17 protein-coding genes are annotated in these 19,137 nt (G+C 72.6%); 7 read left to right on the forward strand and 10 right to left on the reverse strand.

What is annotated here, in order from left to right; genetic code table 11:
- Positions 1–18: 18 nt before the first annotated feature.
- Positions 19–1,068 (reverse strand): lytic polysaccharide monooxygenase auxiliary activity family 9 protein, encoded by a 1,050-nt coding sequence (locus QUY26_RS31955; RefSeq protein ID WP_289952823.1) that lies wholly within the window; start codon positions 1,066–1,068, stop codon positions 19–21.
- A gap of 217 nt (positions 1,069–1,285) precedes the next feature.
- Positions 1,286–1,972, reverse strand: a complete 687-nt coding sequence (locus QUY26_RS31960; RefSeq protein WP_289952824.1) for a response regulator — start codon at positions 1,970–1,972, stop codon at positions 1,286–1,288.
- 158 nt (positions 1,973–2,130) lie between these two features.
- On the opposite strand from QUY26_RS31960, the gene QUY26_RS31965 reads away from it, so the two are divergent.
- The 4 genes from QUY26_RS31965 to QUY26_RS31980 are packed head-to-tail and all read left to right on the forward strand — an operon-like array spanning position 2,131 to position 5,711.
- A complete protein-coding gene (locus tag QUY26_RS31965) occupies positions 2,131–3,132 on the forward strand; it encodes a Bug family tripartite tricarboxylate transporter substrate binding protein (RefSeq protein ID WP_289952825.1) in 1,002 nt (333 codons plus the stop codon).
- On the forward strand, positions 3,129–3,722 hold the full coding sequence (locus tag QUY26_RS31970) for a tripartite tricarboxylate transporter TctB family protein (RefSeq protein ID WP_289952826.1): 594 nt from the start codon (positions 3,129–3,131) through the stop codon (positions 3,720–3,722). The genes QUY26_RS31965 and QUY26_RS31970 overlap by 4 nt, the downstream gene beginning before the upstream one ends.
- A gap of 1 nt (position 3,723) precedes the next feature.
- Positions 3,724–5,229 carry a tripartite tricarboxylate transporter permease gene (locus tag QUY26_RS31975; RefSeq protein ID WP_289952827.1) on the forward strand — a complete coding sequence of 502 codons (1,506 nt, stop codon included), beginning with the start codon at positions 3,724–3,726 and terminating at the stop codon, positions 5,227–5,229.
- The gene (locus QUY26_RS31980) at positions 5,229–5,711 is read left to right on the forward strand and encodes a GNAT family N-acetyltransferase (RefSeq protein WP_289952828.1); all 483 of its coding nucleotides are present in this window, start codon (positions 5,229–5,231) and stop codon (positions 5,709–5,711) included. The genes QUY26_RS31975 and QUY26_RS31980 overlap by 1 nt, the downstream gene beginning before the upstream one ends.
- 19 nt (positions 5,712–5,730) lie before the next feature.
- On the opposite strand, the gene QUY26_RS31985 is transcribed toward QUY26_RS31980, so the two are convergent.
- The gene (locus QUY26_RS31985; protein WP_289952829.1) at positions 5,731–5,883 is read right to left on the reverse strand and encodes a hypothetical protein; all 153 of its coding nucleotides are present in this window, start codon (positions 5,881–5,883) and stop codon (positions 5,731–5,733) included.
- Between the two features lie 126 nt (positions 5,884–6,009).
- Between QUY26_RS31985 and QUY26_RS31990 the strand changes: the two genes are divergently transcribed.
- Positions 6,010–7,083 (forward strand): methyltransferase domain-containing protein, encoded by a 1,074-nt coding sequence (locus QUY26_RS31990; RefSeq protein WP_289952830.1) that lies wholly within the window; start codon positions 6,010–6,012, stop codon positions 7,081–7,083.
- Positions 7,084–7,092: 9 nt separating this feature from the next.
- Here QUY26_RS31990 and QUY26_RS31995 read toward each other — a convergent pair whose 3' ends face one another.
- Both QUY26_RS31995 and QUY26_RS32000 read right to left on the reverse strand, forming a co-directional pair.
- Positions 7,093–7,599: a DUF402 domain-containing protein gene (locus QUY26_RS31995; protein WP_289952831.1), complete on the reverse strand. Its 507-nt coding sequence runs from the start codon at positions 7,597–7,599 to the stop codon at positions 7,093–7,095.
- The gene (locus QUY26_RS32000; RefSeq protein WP_289952833.1) at positions 7,580–8,512 is read right to left on the reverse strand and encodes a GNAT family N-acetyltransferase; all 933 of its coding nucleotides are present in this window, start codon (positions 8,510–8,512) and stop codon (positions 7,580–7,582) included. The genes QUY26_RS31995 and QUY26_RS32000 overlap by 20 nt, the downstream gene beginning before the upstream one ends.
- Positions 8,513–8,585: 73 nt before the next feature.
- On the opposite strand from QUY26_RS32000, the gene QUY26_RS32005 reads away from it, so the two are divergent.
- Entirely contained in the window at positions 8,586–8,978 is a 393-nt protein-coding gene (locus QUY26_RS32005) for a GntR family transcriptional regulator (protein ID WP_289952834.1), read from the forward strand.
- A 26-nt stretch (positions 8,979–9,004) separates the two neighbouring features.
- Here QUY26_RS32005 and QUY26_RS32010 read toward each other — a convergent pair whose 3' ends face one another.
- The gene (locus QUY26_RS32010) at positions 9,005–10,099 is read right to left on the reverse strand and encodes a DUF5925 domain-containing protein (protein WP_289952836.1); all 1,095 of its coding nucleotides are present in this window, start codon (positions 10,097–10,099) and stop codon (positions 9,005–9,007) included.
- 130 nt (positions 10,100–10,229) lie between these two features.
- Between QUY26_RS32010 and QUY26_RS32015 the strand changes: the two genes are divergently transcribed.
- Positions 10,230–11,654, forward strand: a complete 1,425-nt coding sequence (locus QUY26_RS32015) for a GH39 family glycosyl hydrolase (RefSeq protein ID WP_289952837.1) — start codon at positions 10,230–10,232, stop codon at positions 11,652–11,654.
- An 81-nt stretch (positions 11,655–11,735) separates the two neighbouring features.
- On the opposite strand, the gene QUY26_RS32020 is transcribed toward QUY26_RS32015, so the two are convergent.
- Genes QUY26_RS32020 through QUY26_RS32035 form a run of 4 tightly spaced genes read right to left on the reverse strand, consistent with a single transcriptional unit; the run spans position 11,736 to position 18,751 of the window.
- Positions 11,736–16,109 carry a lipopolysaccharide biosynthesis protein gene (locus QUY26_RS32020; protein WP_436840443.1) on the reverse strand — a complete coding sequence of 1,458 codons (4,374 nt, stop codon included), beginning with the start codon at positions 16,107–16,109 and terminating at the stop codon, positions 11,736–11,738.
- Complete coding sequence (locus QUY26_RS32025) at positions 16,102–16,905, reverse strand: polysaccharide deacetylase family protein (protein ID WP_289952840.1); 804 nt, start codon at positions 16,903–16,905, stop codon at positions 16,102–16,104. The genes QUY26_RS32020 and QUY26_RS32025 overlap by 8 nt, the downstream gene beginning before the upstream one ends.
- The gene (locus QUY26_RS32030) at positions 16,902–17,942 is read right to left on the reverse strand and encodes a glycosyltransferase family 2 protein (protein WP_289952842.1); all 1,041 of its coding nucleotides are present in this window, start codon (positions 17,940–17,942) and stop codon (positions 16,902–16,904) included. Before QUY26_RS32030 ends, QUY26_RS32025 begins: the two co-directional genes overlap by 4 nt.
- A complete protein-coding gene (locus tag QUY26_RS32035; protein ID WP_289956226.1) occupies positions 17,939–18,751 on the reverse strand; it encodes a glycosyltransferase family 2 protein in 813 nt (270 codons plus the stop codon). Before QUY26_RS32035 ends, QUY26_RS32030 begins: the two co-directional genes overlap by 4 nt.
- Positions 18,752–19,137: the final 386 nt, after the last annotated feature.

A 19,137-nucleotide genomic window follows, 5' to 3' on the forward strand; every position in this document is an offset into this window, starting at 1 on the left:
CCAGCCGGGAGCACCCGGTCAGCGGCCGTGACGTCCGCCGGTGGCCGCGCGACGGCGGGTCGTCGCGAACATCGCGGCCGCGCCGAGCGCGAGCACCGCGGCGCCGCCGGCCGCGATGTACGCAGTGGTGCTGTCGCCGCCGGTCTCGGCGAGGTTCTCGTCGGCGGCGACGGGCTTGCCCGCGGCGCCCTTCACCTCGGGCTGATTGCCGGACGTACCGGGCGCGGCCGCCGCGCCGCCCTCACCGGTGGCATCGGCGTCCCCCGCGTCCTTCACGGGCTCCGCCTCCGTGACCTCCGGCCCGGTCCTCGCGTCGTTGTCGCCGTGGCCGCGGTGCTCCACGGACGACTTGTCCGCGCCGTCGGCTATGTCCTTCTCGGAGGGCGCGGCGGCGACGGGCGCGGCGGCCCCGGCGCCCGAACCGCCGCTGCCCTTGCCGCCGAACACCACGTCGGAGCAGGTGTAGAAGGCCTCGGGGGAGTCGGAGCGCTGCCAGATCGAGTAGACCAGGTGGCGGCCGGACTTGGCGGGCACCTTCCCCTGGAAGACGTAACTGCCGTTCTCCAGCTTCGGGTCGGTGACCTTCGCGAAGGGCTTCGCCTCCAGGTCCGACCACTTCAGGGGCTTCTTCGGGTCGTACGAGTCCTTGGTGACGTACAGCTCGAAGGAGCCCCGGTGCGGGGCGGTGGCCCGGTACTTGAAGGTGTGGGTGCCGGCGGTGAGCCTGGAGGACGGCCAGTCGGCGCGCGGCAGGTCGAGCCCCTTGTACTTGTCGTTCCCGGCGCTGCACAGCTTCCCGTCCGGGATGATCTCCTTCGACTTGCCCGCGGCGTTGGCGATGTTGACGCCGTTCCAGTCGTACAGGGCCTGCGTCCCGCCGGCCGCCACGAGCGCCTTGCACGCGGCCGACTTCGGCGCCTCCGGCCCCTCCTGGAAGCAGGCGGACACCCGGCTCACCGGGTCCGTCATCGACCCGTGCGCGGTGGCGGGCGCCGCGGCGAACACGGTCAGGGCGAGCGGCGCGACACCCGCGGCGGCGATGGCGGCGACCTTGCGAGCTGCGGTCATGGGGGATCTCTCCTAGGGCGGCGAACAGGTGGGGGCGGGCGGGCCGCGCACCCCCTCGACGGGCGGGGCGCGAACCTCGCGGCGATCAGCAAGCTAGCCGCCGAGATCCCCGAATTCGCCTGCTGGGACGGGCTGGAGGCGATCCTTATGCCGCCGTTAAGGACCCCCTCAGCCTCCCCTCAGGTCACCCGCCCGGGATGCCGTCGCGGCGCCGGCCTCACCCCACCCACCGATACCTCCGCTCCGGCCGCCCCGCCCCGCCGTACCTGAGGGTCACCTCCGCGCGGCCGGTGTCCGCGAAGTACTCCAGGTAGCGGCGGGCGCTGACGCGGGAGAGGGAGCCCGCCTCGGCGCACTCCGTGGCGGAGAGGCCGGCGGGGTGGCCGCGCAGGGTGTGTTCCACCAGGTCCGCGGTGTGCGGGGCGAGGCCCTTGGGGAGTTCGCGGGAGCCGGGCGGGCGGGGGCCGAAGATCTGGTCGACGTCCTCCTGGCGGGCCTCGGCCAGGCCGTCGAGGCGGGCGCGCAGGGCCGCGACGTGCCGCAACTGCTCGTGCAGGGCCGCCTGGTTGAAGGGCTTGATCAGATAGTGCAGGGCCCCGGCGCGCAGCGCGGCCCTGACCACCTCCGCGTCCCGCGCGGCCGTGATGAACAGGACGTCCACCGGCGCCCGCCCGGCGTCCCGCTCCTCCGCCGCCCGCAGCTCCCGCAGCACCGCGATGCCGTCCATGTCCGGCAGATACACGTCGAGCAGGACCAGGTCGGGCCGCAGCCGCTCCACAGCCCGCAGCGCCTGAGCGCCGCTGTGCGCCACTCCCACCACCGTGAAGCCGTCCACCGTGGCGACGTACCGGCCGTGCAGCTTGGCGACCATGAAGTCGTCGTCGACGACCAGCACTCTCGTCATCGCCGGGCCCCCTCGCCCCTCGTCGTCGCCGCAGGTTACGAGCGTGACCACAAGGACCACAACGTCCGTTGATTCCGGAAGAGAGACAGCTTCTTAACGCGTGGGCAACATGTGGGCCACTTCACACACGTATCCGGTCAGACAGGTGGTGGCACCCCGTGCGACTCCGCACCCCCAGACGACTACGCGTCCCCCTCGCCCTGCTCGGGTCCGCGCTCCTCGTCCTCGTGGGGCCGCCGCTGCTCACCACGGGCAGCGGCGACGACACCGGCACCAAGATCCCCGGCCTGCGCCTCATGGTCCCCAACACCCCGGGCGGTGGCTACGACATCACCGCCCGCACCGCCGCCAAGAACGCCGAGGACGCCGGACTCACCCACAACATCGAGGTGTTCAACCTGCCCGGAGCCGGCGGCACCGTCGGCCTGAGCCGCCTCGTGAGCGAGCACGGCAACGGCAAGCTCGCCATGTCCATGGGCCTCGGCGTCGTCGGCGCCGCCCGCTCCAACCACGCGCCCAAGACCCTCGCCGACACCACCCCGATCGCCCGCCTCACCGAGGAGCAGGACGTCGTCGTGGTCTCGAAGAACTCCCCGTACAAGACCATCGGACAACTCGTCGACGCCTGGAAGGACAAGCCCGGCAAGCTGCCCGTCGGCGGCGGCTCCTCGCCCGGCGGGCCCGACCACATCGCCCCCATGCTGATGGCCCGCGCCGCCGGGATCCCGCCCAAGGACGTCAACTACGTGCCGTTCGACGGCGGCGGCGAACTCCTCGCCTCCATCCTCGGCAACAAGGTCGCCTTCGGGGTCTCGGGCGTCGGGGAGTACCTGGACCAGATCAAGTCCGGCGAGCTGCGGCTGCTCGCCGTCACCGGACCGAAGCGGGTCGAGGGCCTCGACGGACCCACCCTCAAGGAGTCCGGCTACGACGTGAACTTCACCAACTGGCGCGGCATCGTCGCCCCGCCCGGCCTCTCCGACGCCGAACGCGACAAGCTCACCGGTCTGATCCGCAAGCTGCACGAATCCAAGGAATGGCGCGCGTCCCTGGCGAAGAACGGCTGGGACGACGCCTTCCTCACCGGCGACGAGTTCGGCGACTTCCTCGACGCGCAGGACAGACGCGTGGTGTCCGTACTGAAGGAGCTGGGGCTGTGACGACCACCGAACCACCCGCCGAGCGGACCGCCACCCGCCGCGCCTGGCTGCGGGAACACTCCGAACTCGGCGTCTGCGTCCTGCTGCTCGCCCTCGGCACCGTCGTCCTCACCGACGCCCTCACCATGGACGTCGCCCTCACCCAGCGCGGCCCCGTCGGCCCCCGCACCGTGCCCGTCGCCGTCGGCGTCGGACTGCTCGTCGTCTCCGTCCTGCTGGCCGTCGACGTGCTGCGCGGCGGGTCAGGGGTGCCGCGCGAAGCGCGTCCTGCCGGGGCGGTGGTCGGGCGGCGGGCGGGAGAGACCGAGGGCGGCGAGGGCAGTGACGCCATCGACGTGTCCGAACCCGCCGACTGGCGCACCGTCCTGCTGCTCGCCGGGGTCTTCCTCGCCACCGCCGTCCTCATCGAACCCGTCGGCTTCCCCGTCGCCGGAGCACTCCTCTTCTGGGGCGCCGCCTACGCGCTCGGCAGCCGCGCGGTCCACCGCGACCCGCTCATCGCGGCGGGCCTGTCCCTCGCCACCTACGCCCTCTTCAACAACCTGCTCGGAGTGCCGCTGCCCGGCGGCCCCCTGATGGGAGTGCTGTGACATGAACGCCTTCAGCTCCCTGATGGACGGCTTCGGCACCGCCCTCACCCCCATCAACCTCCTGTGGGCCGCCGTCGGCGTGCTCCTCGGCACGGCCATCGGCGTCCTGCCCGGCATCGGCCCCGCCATGGCCGTGGCGCTGCTGCTCCCCGTCACCTACGGGCTCGAACCCACGGGCGCGTTCATCATGTTCGCGGGCATCTACTACGGCGCCATGTTCGGCGGTTCGACGACCTCGATCCTGCTGAACACCCCCGGCGAGAGCGCCGCCGTCGTCGCCGCCATGGAGGGCAACCCCATGGCCAAGTCCGGGCGCGGCGCCCAGGCCCTGGCCGCAGCCGCCATCGGCCACTTCGCGGGCGGCATGATCGGCACGGTCCTCCTGGTCGCGCTGGCCCCGAAGGTCGCCGACCTGGCCGTGGACATCGGCGCGCCCGACTACTTCGCCCTCATGGTCCTCGCGTTCATCGCGGTGACGTCGGTGCTCGGCTCGTCCCGCATCCGCGGCCTCGCCTCCCTCCTGATCGGCCTCACCCTCGGCCTGGTCGGCCTCGACCAGATGACCGGCCAGCAGCGCCTCACCTTCGGCTCGCTCCAACTCGCCGACGGCATCGACGTGGTGATCGTCGCCGTGGGGCTCTTCGCGATCGGCGAGGCCCTGTGGGTGGCGGCCCACCTGCGCCGCACCAGCGGCCGGGCGATCCCCGTCGGCCGCCCCTGGCTCGGCAGGCAGGACGTCAAGCGCACCTGGAAGTCCTGGCTGCGCGGCCCCCTCATCGGCTTCCCGTTCGGCGCGATCCCCGCGGGCGGCGCCGAGATCCCCACCTTCCTCTCCTACGTCACCGAGAAGCGCCTGTCCAAGCACAAGGACGAGTGGGGCAAGGGCGCCATCGAGGGCGTCGCGGGACCGGAGTCCGCGTCCTCCGCCTCGGCCGCGGGCACCCTCGTGTCGATGCTGACGCTCGGCCTGCCCACCACCGCCGTCGCCGCCGTCATGCTCGCCGCCTTCCAGCAGTACGGCATCCAGCCGGGCCCGCTCCTCTTCGAGCGCGAGTCCGAGCTGGTCTGGGGCCTGATCGCGTCCCTCTTCGTCGGCATGGTGCTGCTCCTGGCCCTGAACCTGCCGCTGGCACCCGTGTGGGCGAAGCTCCTGCGCGTCCCGCGGCCCTACCTCTACGCGGGCATCCTGTTCTTCGCGGCCGTCGGCGCGTACGCGGTCGGCGGTGAGGCGCTCGACCTGGTCGTCCTGCTGATCATCGGCCTGATCGGGTTCGGCATGCGGCGCTACGGACTGCCCGTCCTGCCCGCCGTCATCGGCGTCATCCTCGGCCCCAACGCCGAGCAACAGCTGCGCCGCGCCCTGCAGATCAGCGACGGCAGCGTCAGCGGCCTGGTGGACACGCCGTTCTCGGTGTCCGTGTACGCCGTCGTCGCGCTGATGGTGCTCTGGCCGCTGCTGCGGAAACTGGCGCGCGGCCTGCGGAACTCCCGTCGTACCGTGAGCTGATGACCGACACGACCACCGAAGGCGCCTTCACCGGCATCCGTCTCGCCGAAGCCACCGACGTGCCCGCCGTGAAGGCGGTCACCGACGCGGCGTACCACCACTACATCGAGCGCATAGGCCGGGTGCCCGCCCCCATGGAGTCGGACCACGCCGCGAACGTGGCGGCGGGGCGGGTGCACGTCACCGAGGACGCGGAGGGCGCCGTCGTCGGCCTGGTGGTGGTGTACGCCCACGAGGACCACCTCTACCTGGACAACATCGCCGTCCGCCCCGACGCGGCGGGCCAGGGCCTCGGCGGCCGCCTCCTCGCCTTCGTGGACGCACACGCGCGCGCCCTCGCGCTGCCCGAGATCCGGCTCTACACCAACGCGATGATGTGGGAGAACCAGAAGATCTATCCCCGGTACGGATACGAATTCGTGGAGCGGCGCGTAGAAGGAATCTACGACCGCTTCCACTACCGCAAGCGGCTCACGGACTGAAGCTGCCGTCCCCCCCCGGCTACTCGGTGGGCCACCAGACGCGCAGGACGTCTCTGCGGACCTCGGGGCGCTCCCGGGGCAGCCGCTGGGCGCCCTCACGGGATTCCCGGCTCGCCCTCGCGCGGCGCGCGGCGGACTTCTCGACGGTCTTGTGCACGGTCACTCGGCGCATGACGGCCTCCCTGCCTACCTCGTCGTGCCGTACCCACCGAAGAGCTCGATGACACAGCGGTAGACCAGTCCGGGGAGCGTTTCTCATCGCGGGCCGACTGTCAGTGGCGCGTGTCACGCTCGGCACATGAGCTTTGACGTGGGCCATCACGCGAGAGACGACGGACGCGCCGGCGCGGAAGAAGCGCAGGTCATCGCGGACTGGGACGCGCGGGCCGCCGTGTTCGACGACGAGCCGGACCACGGCCTGCGCGACCCGCTGGTGCGCGCGGCCTGGGCCGACCGCCTCGCCGACTGGCTGCCTGACACCCCGGGCGAGATCCTGGACGCGGGCTGCGGCACGGGCAGCCTGTCACTCCTCGCCGCCGAACAGGGACACCGCGTCACCGCGGTCGACCTCTCCCCGGAGATGGCGAAGCGGGCCCGCGCGAAACTCACGGCCCACGACGCCCGCGTCCTCGTGGGCGACGTGGCCCGACCCCCCGTCGGGGACCACCGCTTCGACGCGATCCTGGCCCGCCACGTCCTGTGGGCCCTCCCCGCCCCGGACGCCGCCCTGCGCCACTGGCACACCCTCCTCCGCCCCGGCGGCCGCCTCGTCCTCATCGAGGGCGTCTGGGGCACCACCAGCCCCGTCGGCATCCCCGCCCCCCACCTCATACGCTCCCTGGCCCCCCTGTTCCCGCACACCCACGCGGAGCGCCTGTCGGGGGACGCGCGGCTGTGGGGGAGGAGCGTGGCGGACGAGAGGTACGTGGTGGTGGGGACGGCGGCGCACGACGGCGCCCGCCCGCCGCTCCCGGGCACCCTGCACCACGTGGAGCTGTGGGTGCCCGACCTGAAGGCAGCGGAGGCCTCCTGGGGCTGGCTGCTCGGGGAGTTGGGGCACGTCCGCGAACAGGTCTGGGAGCGGGGCCGCAGCTGGCGGCGCGGCGACGCGTACCTCGTCATCGAGGAGTCGCCCGACCTCCGCCCCGGCCCGCACGAACGCCGCGCCCCCGGGATGAACCATCTGGCCTTCCACGTGGGCGGCCGGGCCGAGCTCGACCGGCTGGTCGCGCTCGCCCCGGGCCACGGCTGGTCCCAGCTGTACGCGGAGCGGTATCCGCACGCCGGGGGAGAGGCACAGTGCGCCGCGTACCTGGAGGACACGCAGGGGTACGAGGTGGAGCTGGTGGCGCTGCCCGACGCGGACGCGTGAGGTCCGCGGTCAGGCCGTCCTGGGGAAGTGGCCGCCCGCCTTGGCCAGTTGTTCCAGGTCGTCCAGGGCCGCCAGGGCCGCCGCTGCCGCGGGCGGGTCCGTGGCGGGGAGGGAGCTCGCGGCGAACTCGTCCTCGTCCAGGCGGAGGATCGTGGTGCCGTCCGCCGAGCACCAGAGGTCCAGGTCGAGGTCCTCCACGGTGAGGACGGCGCCCTCGCGCACGGCGGGGCGGGTCACGTCGCAGTACCAGCCCTTGAGCGTGCCGTCCGCCGCGTACACCTCCTTCACGGCGTACCAGCGGTCGCGCCAGAAGTGCTCGACGAACACGTCGCCGGGCTCGAAGCGCACGAAACCGAAGTCCCGTACGCCCGCGCCCGCCCAGGGCGCCCGCACCGTGACGCGGGTGCCGTCGTCCGCGAGGAGCCGCGCCGGATAGCGGATCTTCGTGCGACCCGCCTTGCGCAGCACGACCTCCACGTCAGGGGCGGGCGTCGGCTCAGCCGAGGGCGCGGACATGACGTACCTCCGTGTCACAGATCTCGTAGCCGAACCACTTGTTGATCGCGAGCATCGGCCCGTTGCCCGCGTCGTTGCCGGTGAACGCCTCCGTGCACCCGGCGGCCCGCGCCCGGTGCAGCGAGTCGTTCTTCGCCAGCTTGGCGAGCCCACGCCCGCGGTGCGCCCGCGCCGTGCCCGTCATCCCGCTCGCGTACCGTGACGCGTCGTCCGTGCGCGCCAGGCTGAACGCCGCGAGCTGCCCGTCCACCAGCGCCACCGTCGTCAGCTCCTGGTCGACCAGGGGGTGGCGCCAGGTCTCCGCGAGCCAGTGCTCGTAGTCGGTGAACTCCGCCGGTACGTCGCTCGGTTCGTCCGCGGCCGTCTCCGCGTCCAGGTCGAACAGCGGGCGCGGGTCGGCGGCGAAATCGGCGCCGCTGCGCAGTTCCACACCGGCCGGAACCGCTGCCAGGGGCGGCAGTTCGCCGTTCGCCAGGTCCAGGCGGAGGAAGTGCGCGGACCGGCTCGCGCGATAGCCGCGGCGCGCGGCGAACGCGCGGTTCTCCTCGCTGTCGAGGACCCAGGAGTACAGCGTCGTCGCGCCCTTGCCCGCCAGGTACTCCTCCGCCGTGCGGACCAGGAGCGAGCCCGCGCCCACGCCCCGGCGCCCGGGGTGGACGTAGACGTTGGCGAAACTCTGGCCCGGCTCCGGGCTGTCGTACGCGATGCCGGTCTGCGCGGTGCCGACCACCTCGCCGTCCACCTCCGCGACCAACTGGAGGTAGTGCGCGTCGGGATGCGCGTGCGCCGCGTCGAACGCCACGGACGCGGACGTGGCGAGCATGGCGGGCACACAGGCACGGCGGACCGCCGCGAACGCGGACGTGTCCGCGGGATCGGTGGGGCGCAGGGCCCGGACCAGGACTTCTGTCATGGGCCGGACGGTAGTCGGGGTGCGCGGGAGCCGCCTCTCCTTTTTCCCCCGAGGGGTGCGGGACAATCGGCGCGTGACGCTGAAGATCGTGATCGATGAGGGTGCGCAGGGGCGGGCCGCGGCCGCGCCGTACGAGCAGGTGCGGGCGCAGATCGCCGCGCAGGCGCGGAGCGGGAGCCTGCCGGTGGGCTACAAGCTGCCCACCGTGCGGGGGCTCGCCGAAGGCCTGGGCCTCGCCGCCAACACCGTCGCCAAGGCCTACCGGGCTCTGGAGGAGGACGGGGTGATCGAGACCCGGGGCCGGAACGGGACGTTCGTGGCCGCCGCGGGGGACGCGGCGGCCAAGGGCGCCGCCTCGGCCGCGCAGGCCTACGCCGAGCGGGTGCGGCGGCTCGGACTCTCCGAGGCGGACGCGGTGGCCGCCGCCCGGGACGCGCTGCGCGCCGCCTACGGCTCCGCCGGCTGAAGGCCCGCGGCCACGAGCCCGCAGACCTACAGGTACAAGCCCGCCTCCGCCCCGTCCCTGGCGGACGGCAGCGCGGTCGGCGACTGCCCCCGGCGCAGCGCGTACAGCTCGGCCAGGGTCGCGCCCTCGCGGGACACGCCCTCGGACGTGCCGAGCCAGTCGACGGACTCGGCGAGGGTGAGCGGGCCGACCTCGATGCGGGCCAGGCAGCGGCCGGGGCGGACCACGGCCGGGTGCAGACGCTCCAGGTCCTCGTTGGTGGTGACGCCGACGAGGACGTTGCGGCCCTGGCCGAGCAGCCCGTCCGTGAGGTTCAGGAGCCGGGAGAGGGCCTGGCCCGCCGTGTGCTTGGCCTCGCCGCGGATCAGCTCGTCGCAGTCCTCAAGGAGCAGCAGCCGCCAACGCCCCTTCGCCGTGCCGTCGTCCTCACCGATGGCGATGTCCATCAGATAGCCGACGTCGGTGAACAGCCGCTCCGGGTCGAGGACGCAGTCCACCTGGCACCAGTCGCGCCAGGACCGCGCGAGGGTGCGCAGCGCGGACGTCTTGCCGGTGCCGGGCGGCCCGTGCAGCAGCAGGAGGCGCCCCGAGATGTCCTCCGGCGTGGTCTTCATCAGCTTGTCCATGGCGTCGGCGACCGGCGCGGTGTAGTTCTCCCGCACCTCGTCCCACGTGCCCGCGGAGATCTGCCGGGTGGTGCGGTGCGGCCCGCGCCGCGGCGAGACGTACCAGAACCCCATGGTGACGTTCTCCGGCTGCGGCTCGGGGTCGTCGTGCGCCCCGTCCGTGGCCTCCTTCAGGACCCGCTCGGCGAGCTCGGCGGTGGTGGCCGTGACCGTCACGTCCGCGCCGCGGTTCCACCGGGACACCAGCAGCGTCCAGCCCTCGCCCTCGGCGAGCGTGGCGCTGCGGTCGTCGTCGCGGGCGGACCGCAGCACCGTCGCGCCGGGCGGCAGGAGCTCGGAGCCCGGCTTCACACGGTCGATGTTGGCGCTGTGCGAGAACGGCTGCTCGCCCGTCGCGAAGCGGCCGAGGAACAGCGCGTCCACGACGTCGGACGGGGAGTCGCTGTCGTCGACGTTGAGCCGGATCGGCAGGGCGTCCTGAGGGTTCGCAGACATGCCGCCATGATCCGTCACGGGTGTGCTTCCGTGCACGTGGTTTCCCCAGTGCGCCACCCCGCGCGCCGTGGAGCCGACTCTCGCGCGGAACCGCCCCTACCGCGAGGGTACGCGGATACGCTTGCCGGTGATGGGACGTCATGGGTGGCAAGTGGATGCACGGCGGTGGCGTCTGACCGCCTTCGTCGGCGTGGCGTTGGCCGCGTTGGCCCTGGTCCTGACCATGCTCACGCTGCCCGAGGGGGAGCGCGGCAGCACGGCGGGCACGACGCCGGACGGCGACAAGGTGTACGGTACACCGGCTCCGACGCGCGGTGGGACACGGCCCGAGGTCGGCTGGGGTTTCACCCACACGCAGTACAGCGCCAACGAAGGAGACGACGCGGCCGTCGGCCGCATCCAGGAACTGCTCGCCGACCGCCCCCGCCCGCTGCCGCAGATCCAGCACGTCATGGGCTGGGGCGCGGGCAACCCCGAGCCGGTCAAGGGGCGCTACGACTTCGAGGCGATGGACCACCGGATGGACTTCATCCGCGCCACCAAGGGCACGCCGGTCGTCACCCTGTGCTGCGCCCCGGACTGGATGAAGGGCGGCAAGTCCGGCTCCGACAACACGAACTGGAGCCAGGACTCCCTGGAGACCGCGCCCCGGCCCGAGCACTTCGACGACTACGCCGCGCTCGCGGCGACCGTCGCCAAGCGCTACCCCGACGTGCGGCACTTCCTCGTCTGGAACGAGCTCAAGGGCTTCTGGAACTCCGCCGAGGCCCGCTGGGACTACGAGGGCTACACCAAGCTCTACAACCTCGTCTACCAGGCCCTGAAGAAGGTCAACAAGGACATCCAGGTCGGCGGCCCCTACCTGGTCATGGACAGCGCCGACCCGCGCGGCTCCGACGGCGCCTCGGATTCCGTCGAGGGCCCGTGGGGCCGCCTCGACAAGCGTTCCGTCGACGTCTTCACGTACTGGAACAAGCACAAGGACGGCGCCGACTTCGTGGTCGTCGACGGCGCCAGCTACACCGAGGACGACGAGCTGCTGCCCGACGAGTTCGGGGCCACCGACAAGTTCACGGCCGTCGGCCGCTGGGTGCGCGAGCAGACCGGCGACCTGCCGCTGTGGTGGGCCGAGTACTACGTGGAGCCGGGCGACCGCCAGGACAACCGCGACGAGTGGGCCGAGGAGCGCCGCGTCGCCGTGCACGCCGCCGGTCTGATGGCGATGGCGCGCGGCGGCGCGACCAGCGGCTTCTACTGGAACCCGCAGAAGCGGAGCGGCAGTTGCGCGGGCTGTCTGTGGAGCCCCACGCAGAGCGCCGACGGCGGCCGCGAACTGCCGATGCTGCGGCTCCTCTCCCGCTTCTCCGACGCCTTCCCGCCCGGCACGCGCTACGAAGAGGTGGACGTCGCCGAGGACGACGTGCCGAACGTCCGCGTGCTCGCCGACGACAAGGCCGTGCTCGTGGTGAACACGCTCGACCGGAAGATCAGCGCGAAGGTCGACGGCAAGCGGTTCGACATGGCCGGGTACGAGGTGAAGTGGCTGACGCGGTGAAACGGCTGACGCGGTGAAGCGGCTGAGGGGGTGAAGTCGTGACGCGGTGAGCCGCCTGCCCTCGGCCCGGCCCGCCGCGCGCTACGCCATCGTCAGGAACCGCTGGAGCAGCGACGCCACGAACACCGCGAGCAGCGGCAGCGAGAACCAGAAGCTGCTCTGCAGCCACCGCTGCTGACCCACGCTGGGCGCGGCCGCGACCCGCACCACCTCGCGTGCCGCGAGCAGCGCGATCAGCGCGAGCACCGCGAGGGCGCCCACCACCGTCCACGGCGTCCACGTCACCTTCGGGCCGACGGCGCCGGGGTCGGCCTTCGCGACCGGCCCCTCCGGCTGCTCGCGCAGCGCGTACAGGGTCGCGTCGGCGTTGCCGTAGACCTTCTTCAGCTCGGAGCGCTTGTCGAGGTTGCGGGTGAGTCGGGTGTCCCAGTCCGCCGGATAGCCGGTGTCCATCTGGAGATAGACGGTCTGGCTGCGGTTGATCATGAGGTACGAGTTGGGGCCCGCGTCCTTGAGCGCCTTCACCAGGCCGGACACCAGGACCGGGTCGGGCGGCGCGAGCGTCGGCACGTACTCGACCTTCTCCGCGTCCTGCTTGCCCCAGGGGATCGCGGGCGTCACGTTGTTGACGGTGTCGTTGCTCATCCACAGCAGCCGCACCGTCGGGTCGTCGTGCGCGTACACGTACTCCATGGCGGCGACCTCGCCGGTCCTGACCCGCTCGAAGGGCTCGTTGCCCCAGCGCGCCACCAGGAAGCCGCCCATCAGGACGAGGCCCGCGAGCAGCGCGGCGAGCGGCGCGAGGCTCGCCTTGTCCCGGTCGCGCTCCTTCGGGGTCGCGCCGGTGCGCGGGAACAGCGCGAGCGCGGCGAGCAGCGCGGCGCCCGGCAGCGCGAACATGAAGACGCGCAGCGCCATCTCGCCGCCGTACGACTGCATGCCGAAGCCGAGGAACGGCACGAAGGTGAGGACGAGCAGCGACACCTCGCGGTACTTGTGCCGGCGCCTGCGCAGCCAGCCCCAGCAGGCCATGGCCATCACGCCGCCGGCGAGCGCCACCCGGACGTACAGCACCAGCTTGTGCGTCGAACTGCCGCCCTCGATCCGGCCGGACACCGACGACGACACGTTGCCGCCGACGCCGCCGACACCGCCGAAGAGCTCGTCGAAGTGCCCCGACCAGTACGGCTCGGCGAAGAAGCCCAGCCAGACGGCGACCATGACGCCGCACAGCAGCGGCAGCCCGCGCAGCTCGCAGCGGCGCAGCAGGACCAGGGCGGTCAGGACGCCGAGCATGACGAACGGCGTCAGCTGGTGCGCGGGCACCGTGCCCGCGAACAGGCCCAGGAGGACGACGAGCAGCACCGCCTGCTGACGTCGGTTCGCGGGCTCGACCTCGGCCTCGCCCGGCCGCCGCTTCGTCCAGATCACCCGCGGCGCGCGGAACCACACGAGCAGGATCGCCACGAACGCGATGTACAGGAGGTACGTGAAGCCCTGCGGCGAGAAGTAGTCCTGGCCGACCCAGCCGCTCAGGACGAAGATCCACAGCCCGGCCCACTTGGCGCGCCAGCTCGCCCGCAGGGAGCGCGTGAGCAGCAGCATCGGGGCCAGGTAGAGGAGTTGGACGACCGTCGGCCACCAGCGGATGACCTCGGTCAGGTCCGAGACGCCGCAGGCCTCGGCGAGGAACGTGGCGGCGGCGAAGAAGCCGGGCCAGCTCCAGCGCGCGTCCAGGTCCGGCACCGCCGTGCCGGTCCGGTCGATGTACTCGATGAAGCCCAGGTGCTGCCAGGCCGTCGCGAACCGCGGCTCGGTCTCGATCACGGCGGGCAGCGCGTGCAGGGACACGACGGTGGCGAGCAGCGTGAGCAGGAGCAGCCACCGGTGCTGCCGCTCCAGCCACAGCAGCGCCGCGAACACCCCCACGAGCAGCGCGGCGCCGACCAGCGTGGGCAGCGGCAGCACGGAGACGATCCCGAGCCCGCCCATCCGGTCGAGGTCGTCCTCGCCGAGTCCGAACGCCGGGATCCAGTACAGGCCGAGGGCGGCGAGCAGCAGGGCGCCGAGGACGAGGGTCTTGCGGGAGGCCCGGTACGGGCGCGCGGGCGGGGCGGGGCGGGCCGGGGGAGCGGAGGCCGGGGACGGTGGGCCGGACGGTCCGGTGGTGGACGGGTCCGTTGCGGATGGTTCGGTGGTGGACGGTCCGTTGGCGGACGGCCTCGTGGTGGACGGTCCCGTGAGGGAGGGGCCGGTGGCCGACGCTCCCGTGGCGGACGGGCCGGTGCTGGGCGGCGTGCCCGGTGAACCCCCCGTGGGCGGGGGCACGGCGACGGGGGGCGCCTTCGGGTCCGCCACGGTCGGCCAGGGCTCCTTCACGGGCAGGCCCACCGGGTCGAGGCCGCTCTCGGCGGCGGGTCGGCCCGCCGCGTCGGCGGGGCTCTCCGTGTCCGGGTGGCCCTCGGCACGCGAGTGGCTCTCGGCGTACGGCTGACTCCCGGCGTACGGGTGCCCCTCGGCGTACGGGCGGCTCCCGGCGCGCACGTCGCTCTCCGCGTCCCTTCGGTCCGCCTCGCCGACGGATTCCGTGACCGGGCCCGGCCCGGGCGAGACGCAACTCTCCGACCTGCTCGCCCTCTGCGGCGCCATCGGCCCGTCCGGCGCCTGCGACCGGCTGCCCGGCGCCTCCGACCGGTCCGAGGACCTGTCCGGGGCGGGCCGTTCCGAAGTGGACCCCTGCGAGCCCGAGCACGCGCCGGCGGCGGGCGTCGTGCGCGCCGACCGGGCCGCCCAGGTGGGCCGGTGCCCCTCCATGTCGTCCCCCCTGCCCGCTCCCACGGGCCCTCGTGCCGTCGGGCCCGGACGCACGTCCGGGCGGCGCTCCTGATGCTCCACGTCGATCTGGACCGCCAGTTGAAGTGTGTCGGAGTCCAGGGACTCGCGCAGCGCCCACGCGGGACCGTGCCGCCGCTCCTTGTCGCCGCGCTCGGCGGGCCGCTGCGGGGTGAGCTCCAGGGTGGTGGTGCCCGCGGACACGTCCCGGGTGCCGAGGTCCGCCAGGTCCCCGTCCGGCGCCGCGCGCTCGGCCGCCGGGGCCGCGCGCGTGATCGCGTACAGCTTGGGCGCCGCGATCGCCACGATCACCGCGAGGCTGGAGATCTCCGCGACGCCCGCGCCGGTGAGCCCCATCCGGGGCAGCAGGAGCAGCGTCAGGCCCAGCACGAGCACGCACAGCAGGCCCTGCAGCCAGGCGAGCCCGGAGGTCCGGCTCTGCGCGCGCAGGACGGCGAAGTACGTCTCCATGACCACCCGAAGGAGTGCACCCACCGCGAACCAGCGCAGCAGCGGAGTGGCCGCCTCCGAATAGCCCTGGCCGAACACGTGCAGGATGTAGGGCGCGCCCACGAAGAGGATCCCGCACACCGGGACCATGATCCGCGCCATCCGGCGCAGCGCCGCACGGGTGTTGGCGGCGAGCCGGGCCGGGTCGTGCGCGCCCTCGACGGTCAGCGAGGCGCCCATGTTGATGGCGAGCAGGTTCGTGGTGCCGCCGATGGTCGTCGCGATGTAGAAGTAGGCGTTGTCGGCGGAGCTGACCTGCGCGGCCACGATCACCGGCACCAGGTAGACCACGGCGAGCGAGCACAGCGAACCGGTGTAGTCACCGGCGAGGAAGCGCCCCATCTCGCGCAGCGTCGGAGGCGTCGTCCTGTCCTCGGTGGCCCGCACATGGCGCGGCACGAGCCGCCGGAAGACCAGCCACCCCAGCGGCACCACCGAGAAGGCGATGGCGGCCACCCACGACACGAACACCCCGGCCGTCGGTATGGCCGCCGCGAAGACGATCAGGAGGCCGAGCTTGACGACGGAGAACACCGTGTTGCCGACCGGCACCCACAGCGCGTTGCGCAGCCCGGTCAGGACGCCGTCCTGGAGCGTCAGGAGGGACCACGCCACCACCGCGCCGACGAAGCAGATCCCGGCCACAGGGCCGTGCAGGAAGCGGTACGAAGGGCCCCACAGGCCGAGCGTGGCCAGGAAGACCAGGGCCGCGCACGCGACGACGACGGAACTCGTCGCGTACGTACGGAAGATGAGCTTGCCGGTGGCGCGGCCCGCCACGGGGATGAAGCGGGCGAGCGCGCCCATGAGCGTCACGGCGGTGATGCCCGCGAGGAGCTTCATCGCCGCGATGGCCGCCGAACCCTGGCCGACCGCCGATTCCGAGTAGTACCGGGCGGCGGCCAGCCAGAAGCCGAGGCCGAGCAGACCGGAGATGCCGGTGTTGAGCATGAGCGCGTAGGCGTTGCGGAACAGCGGGCTCCCGCCGCCGCTCCGGCCCGCTCCGGGCAGCCGGATTCTCCGGGTCCTGCGGCACTTGCCGGACGGCGGTGCGCCGTCGGTGTGCGCGTCGGTCCCGGTGACCGCTGCCTGTGCGGTGGTCGTGTCAGACACGGGGGCGAGCTGCCTTCCGGCGGGCTTGTCGGGCTCTGCGGACGATGGCGTATCCCTTGCTGAGCACCCGGTCCCTGGCGAAGGACCGGACGATCGAGCGGCCGAGCAGCATCCGTTCGAACTCCCCGATCCGGGTGCAGCGCCGCACCGTCACCCGCCGCAGCGCGTACGGGCCCTGGCAGCGCCGCGCCAGGCCGTTGCCCACGGCGAGGGACTGGCTGAACCCGGCGCCGCGGACCGCGCACCGCACCCGGCGGCTGGAGTAGCCGTAGGGGTAGGCGAACGACACCGGCGGGGTGCCGAGTTCATCGGCGAGGATCTCACGGCAGCGCACCAGCTCGAACCAGAGCGCGTCGTCGGAGAGCTGGTCCAGCTGCGGATGCGTGTGGCTGTGCCCCCCGATCTCCGTGCCGGCCGCGGCCAGTTCGCGCACCTGGTCCCAGCCGAGCATGGTGTCGAGGCCGCCGCCCGTGTCGTACTTCCCCGGCAGCCAGCCCGTCGCCACGAACAGCGTCGAGCTGAAGCCGTGCCGGGCGAGCGCCGGGAGGGCGTGCCGGTGCACGCCCTCGTAGCCGTCGTCGAAGGTGATCAGGACGGGCCGGGTCGGCAGTGGGCGTCCGGGTTGACGCCAGTGCCAGGCCAGTTGGGAGGTGGTGAGCGGGGTGCAGCCGAGGGCGCGCACCACCTCCATCTGCTCCGCGAACGCCTCGGGCGACACGGACAGGTCGTGGGTCGCCTCGTTCGGGTGCGGCGCGACCGCGTGGTACATCAGGATCGGTATCCCGCCGGTGCTCATCTGCTGCCCTCACCGCCTCTCGTACCCGTGCCGCGCGCGCCCTCGGTGCCGCGTGTCGCGGGCGACGGGCCGGACACGTCGACGACGGCGAAGGTCGCGCCGGACCGGCGCGCCCGGACGCTCCCGACGAGGTACCCACCGGCCGCCGCCACCACGCCCGCGACGATCGCGCCCGCGCGCCCGGCTCCACCGGGGCGCGCGAGCACCGCGTCCCGCAGCCCGCGGCCGACCCCGGCAGGGAGCACCCGGGTGGTGTACCGGCGCTCGGACTCCAGGCCCTTGTCGGCGCCGACGCTCCGGGACACCAGGGCCTTGGACAGGCCCTCCGCGTAGGCACGGGTGCGGAAGTAGCCGAACCGCTCCCGGGCCGCGGGCACCCGGTGGTGGATGACCGCGCGGTCGTCGATGAGCAGCACGGCGTCGGGCCGGGCGCGGGTGAGCCGGATGCACAGCTCCGTCTCCTCGCAGCCCAGCGGGCGCTTGTCGCCGTCACGGCCGATGCCGGTCGCGAAGCCGCCCGCGATCTCGAAGGCGGTGCGCCGGAAGGAGGCGTTGCCGCCGAGCACGTTGCGCACCGGGACGCGGCCCGTCGGATGGCCCCGGTACATGCATCCGACGACCCAGTCGAACTCCTCGGGGAACCAGCGGGGCCGACGGCCCGACTCCCAGGCGGGCAGCGTGCGGCCGCCGACGGCGAGGACCCGGGGGTCCTCGTACCCGGCGGCGAAGTGGCGCAGCCAGTCCCGCTCGGCGACGGCGTCGTCGTCGAGGAAGGCGATGATCTCGCCGCTGGACGCGGCGATGCCGGTGTTGCGGCCCGCGGACAGGCCGCGGGGGCCCGCGTTGGCGAGCACCCGCACTCCCTGTGTCTCCTTGAACTCCTTGGCCAGGCGGTCCAGGAGAGGCGTGTTGTGGTCGACCACGAGCAGGGTCTCGTGGGCGGTGTGGGACTGCGCGCGCACCGAGGCGACCGCTGCGAGGATGTCCTCCCAGCGGTCCTCGGTGTACGCGCACACGACCACCGAGATGGAGATCAAGAAGCCTCTCCCTGGTGCCGTGCCTGGGGTGCTGTCCGCGAACTCTGGCGCTGTGTGCGCTTGTTGGAGCGTTCGGCCAGGATCACCTTGAGCACGCGCAGTCCGTCGCGCACGGCGCTGAGGTTGCTCACGCCGTGGATGCGCAGGTACTCGTGGCTCGGGATCTCCTGGACCTTCAGCCCGGCCTTGACGACGCGGATGTTCATCAGCGTCTCGACCTCGAAGCCGGTGCAGTCGAGTTCGATCTTGTCGAGGCAGTGTCGCCAGAACGCGTTGTAGCCGTAGCACAGGTCCGTGTAGCGGGCGCCGAACTTGGCGTTGACCACGGAGCACAGGACGTGGTTGCCGAGCTTGCGGATGAAGGTCATGTCGTCGGTGCCGCCGCCGTTGGCGAAGCGGGAGCCCTTGGCGAAGTCGGCGCCCGAGACGAGGGCGGAGACATAGCTGACGATCTCGTGGCCGTCCGCGGAGCCGTCCGCGTCGACCATCACGATGATGTCGCCGGTGCAGGCCTCGAAGCCGGTGATGAGCGCGTCGCCCTTGCCCTTGCCGAGCTGGCGCACGACCTTCACGTCCGGCCACAGCTCCCGGGCCACGGCGACGGTGTCGTCGGTGGAATTGCCGTCCACCAGTACGACTTCATGGATCCACTCGGGCAGCGTCTTGAACACGTAGGGAAGATTCTCCGCCTCGTTCATGGCGGGAATCACGACACTCACCGGTGGCGCAATCGCCAGATGTGAGGAAACCGGACGGTATTCGTGCTGGCTCGGAATGACGGGCAATCCCGCTAGGGCGGTCTCTTCCATTGGTCCGGTCTTTTCGTTCGATCCTTCGGACGCGTTCGGCGACGGTTCGATTAAAGGATCTTGCCCCCGGCCGGCCGGGCGCACAGCAGAACTCATGAGTCTGATCCCTCTCGTCCGGTGGACTGCCCGCCCCCGGGCAGTCTGGTGGTGGATCCGGTTCGAAAGGGGGGATTCTCACTGCGGTCATGGCGGAATGGATTTCCGGGCACACCGAGCGAGCTGGCATGACTGCGCGGCACGTGATCCGGCAGAAATTCGATCACCGAACACGAGCACCCCCCTACAGCGCCCCGCCCCGGAGCCATCGCGGTCTTGAGCCCTCCCCTAGACCGACTGCCGATGGACCGATGCGGGTGGATGTACGACGGTATTGATGCTTGCGACCG

The organism is Streptomyces flavofungini, from assembly GCF_030388665.1.
Taxonomy (GTDB): domain Bacteria; phylum Actinomycetota; class Actinomycetes; order Streptomycetales; family Streptomycetaceae; genus Streptomyces; species Streptomyces flavofungini_A.

What these genes read in the sequence shown, in the direction of transcription:
- QUY26_RS31955 (WP_289952823.1), bottom strand. Translation starts at nt 1,068, where the DNA reads ATGACCGCAGCTCGCAAGGTCGCCGCCATCGCCGCCGCGGGTGTCGCG.
- QUY26_RS31960 (WP_289952824.1), bottom strand. Translation starts at nt 1,972, where the DNA reads ATGACGAGAGTGCTGGTCGTCGACGACGACTTCATGGTCGCCAAGCTG.
- QUY26_RS31975 (WP_289952827.1), top strand. Translation starts at nt 3,724, where the DNA reads ATGAACGCCTTCAGCTCCCTGATGGACGGCTTCGGCACCGCCCTCACC.
- QUY26_RS31980 (WP_289952828.1), top strand. Translation starts at nt 5,229, where the DNA reads ATGACCGACACGACCACCGAAGGCGCCTTCACCGGCATCCGTCTCGCC.
- QUY26_RS31985 (WP_289952829.1), bottom strand. Translation starts at nt 5,883, where the DNA reads ATGCGCCGAGTGACCGTGCACAAGACCGTCGAGAAGTCCGCCGCGCGC.
- QUY26_RS31990 (WP_289952830.1), top strand. Translation starts at nt 6,010, where the DNA reads ATGAGCTTTGACGTGGGCCATCACGCGAGAGACGACGGACGCGCCGGC.
- QUY26_RS31995 (WP_289952831.1), bottom strand. Translation starts at nt 7,599, where the DNA reads ATGTCCGCGCCCTCGGCTGAGCCGACGCCCGCCCCTGACGTGGAGGTC.
- QUY26_RS32000 (WP_289952833.1), bottom strand. Translation starts at nt 8,512, where the DNA reads ATGACAGAAGTCCTGGTCCGGGCCCTGCGCCCCACCGATCCCGCGGAC.
- QUY26_RS32010 (WP_289952836.1), bottom strand. Translation starts at nt 10,099, where the DNA reads ATGTCTGCGAACCCTCAGGACGCCCTGCCGATCCGGCTCAACGTCGAC.
- QUY26_RS32015 (WP_289952837.1), top strand. Translation starts at nt 10,230, where the DNA reads ATGGGACGTCATGGGTGGCAAGTGGATGCACGGCGGTGGCGTCTGACC.
- QUY26_RS32025 (WP_289952840.1), bottom strand. Translation starts at nt 16,905, where the DNA reads ATGAGCACCGGCGGGATACCGATCCTGATGTACCACGCGGTCGCGCCG.
- QUY26_RS32035 (WP_289956226.1), bottom strand. Translation starts at nt 18,751, where the DNA reads ATGGAAGAGACCGCCCTAGCGGGATTGCCCGTCATTCCGAGCCAGCAC.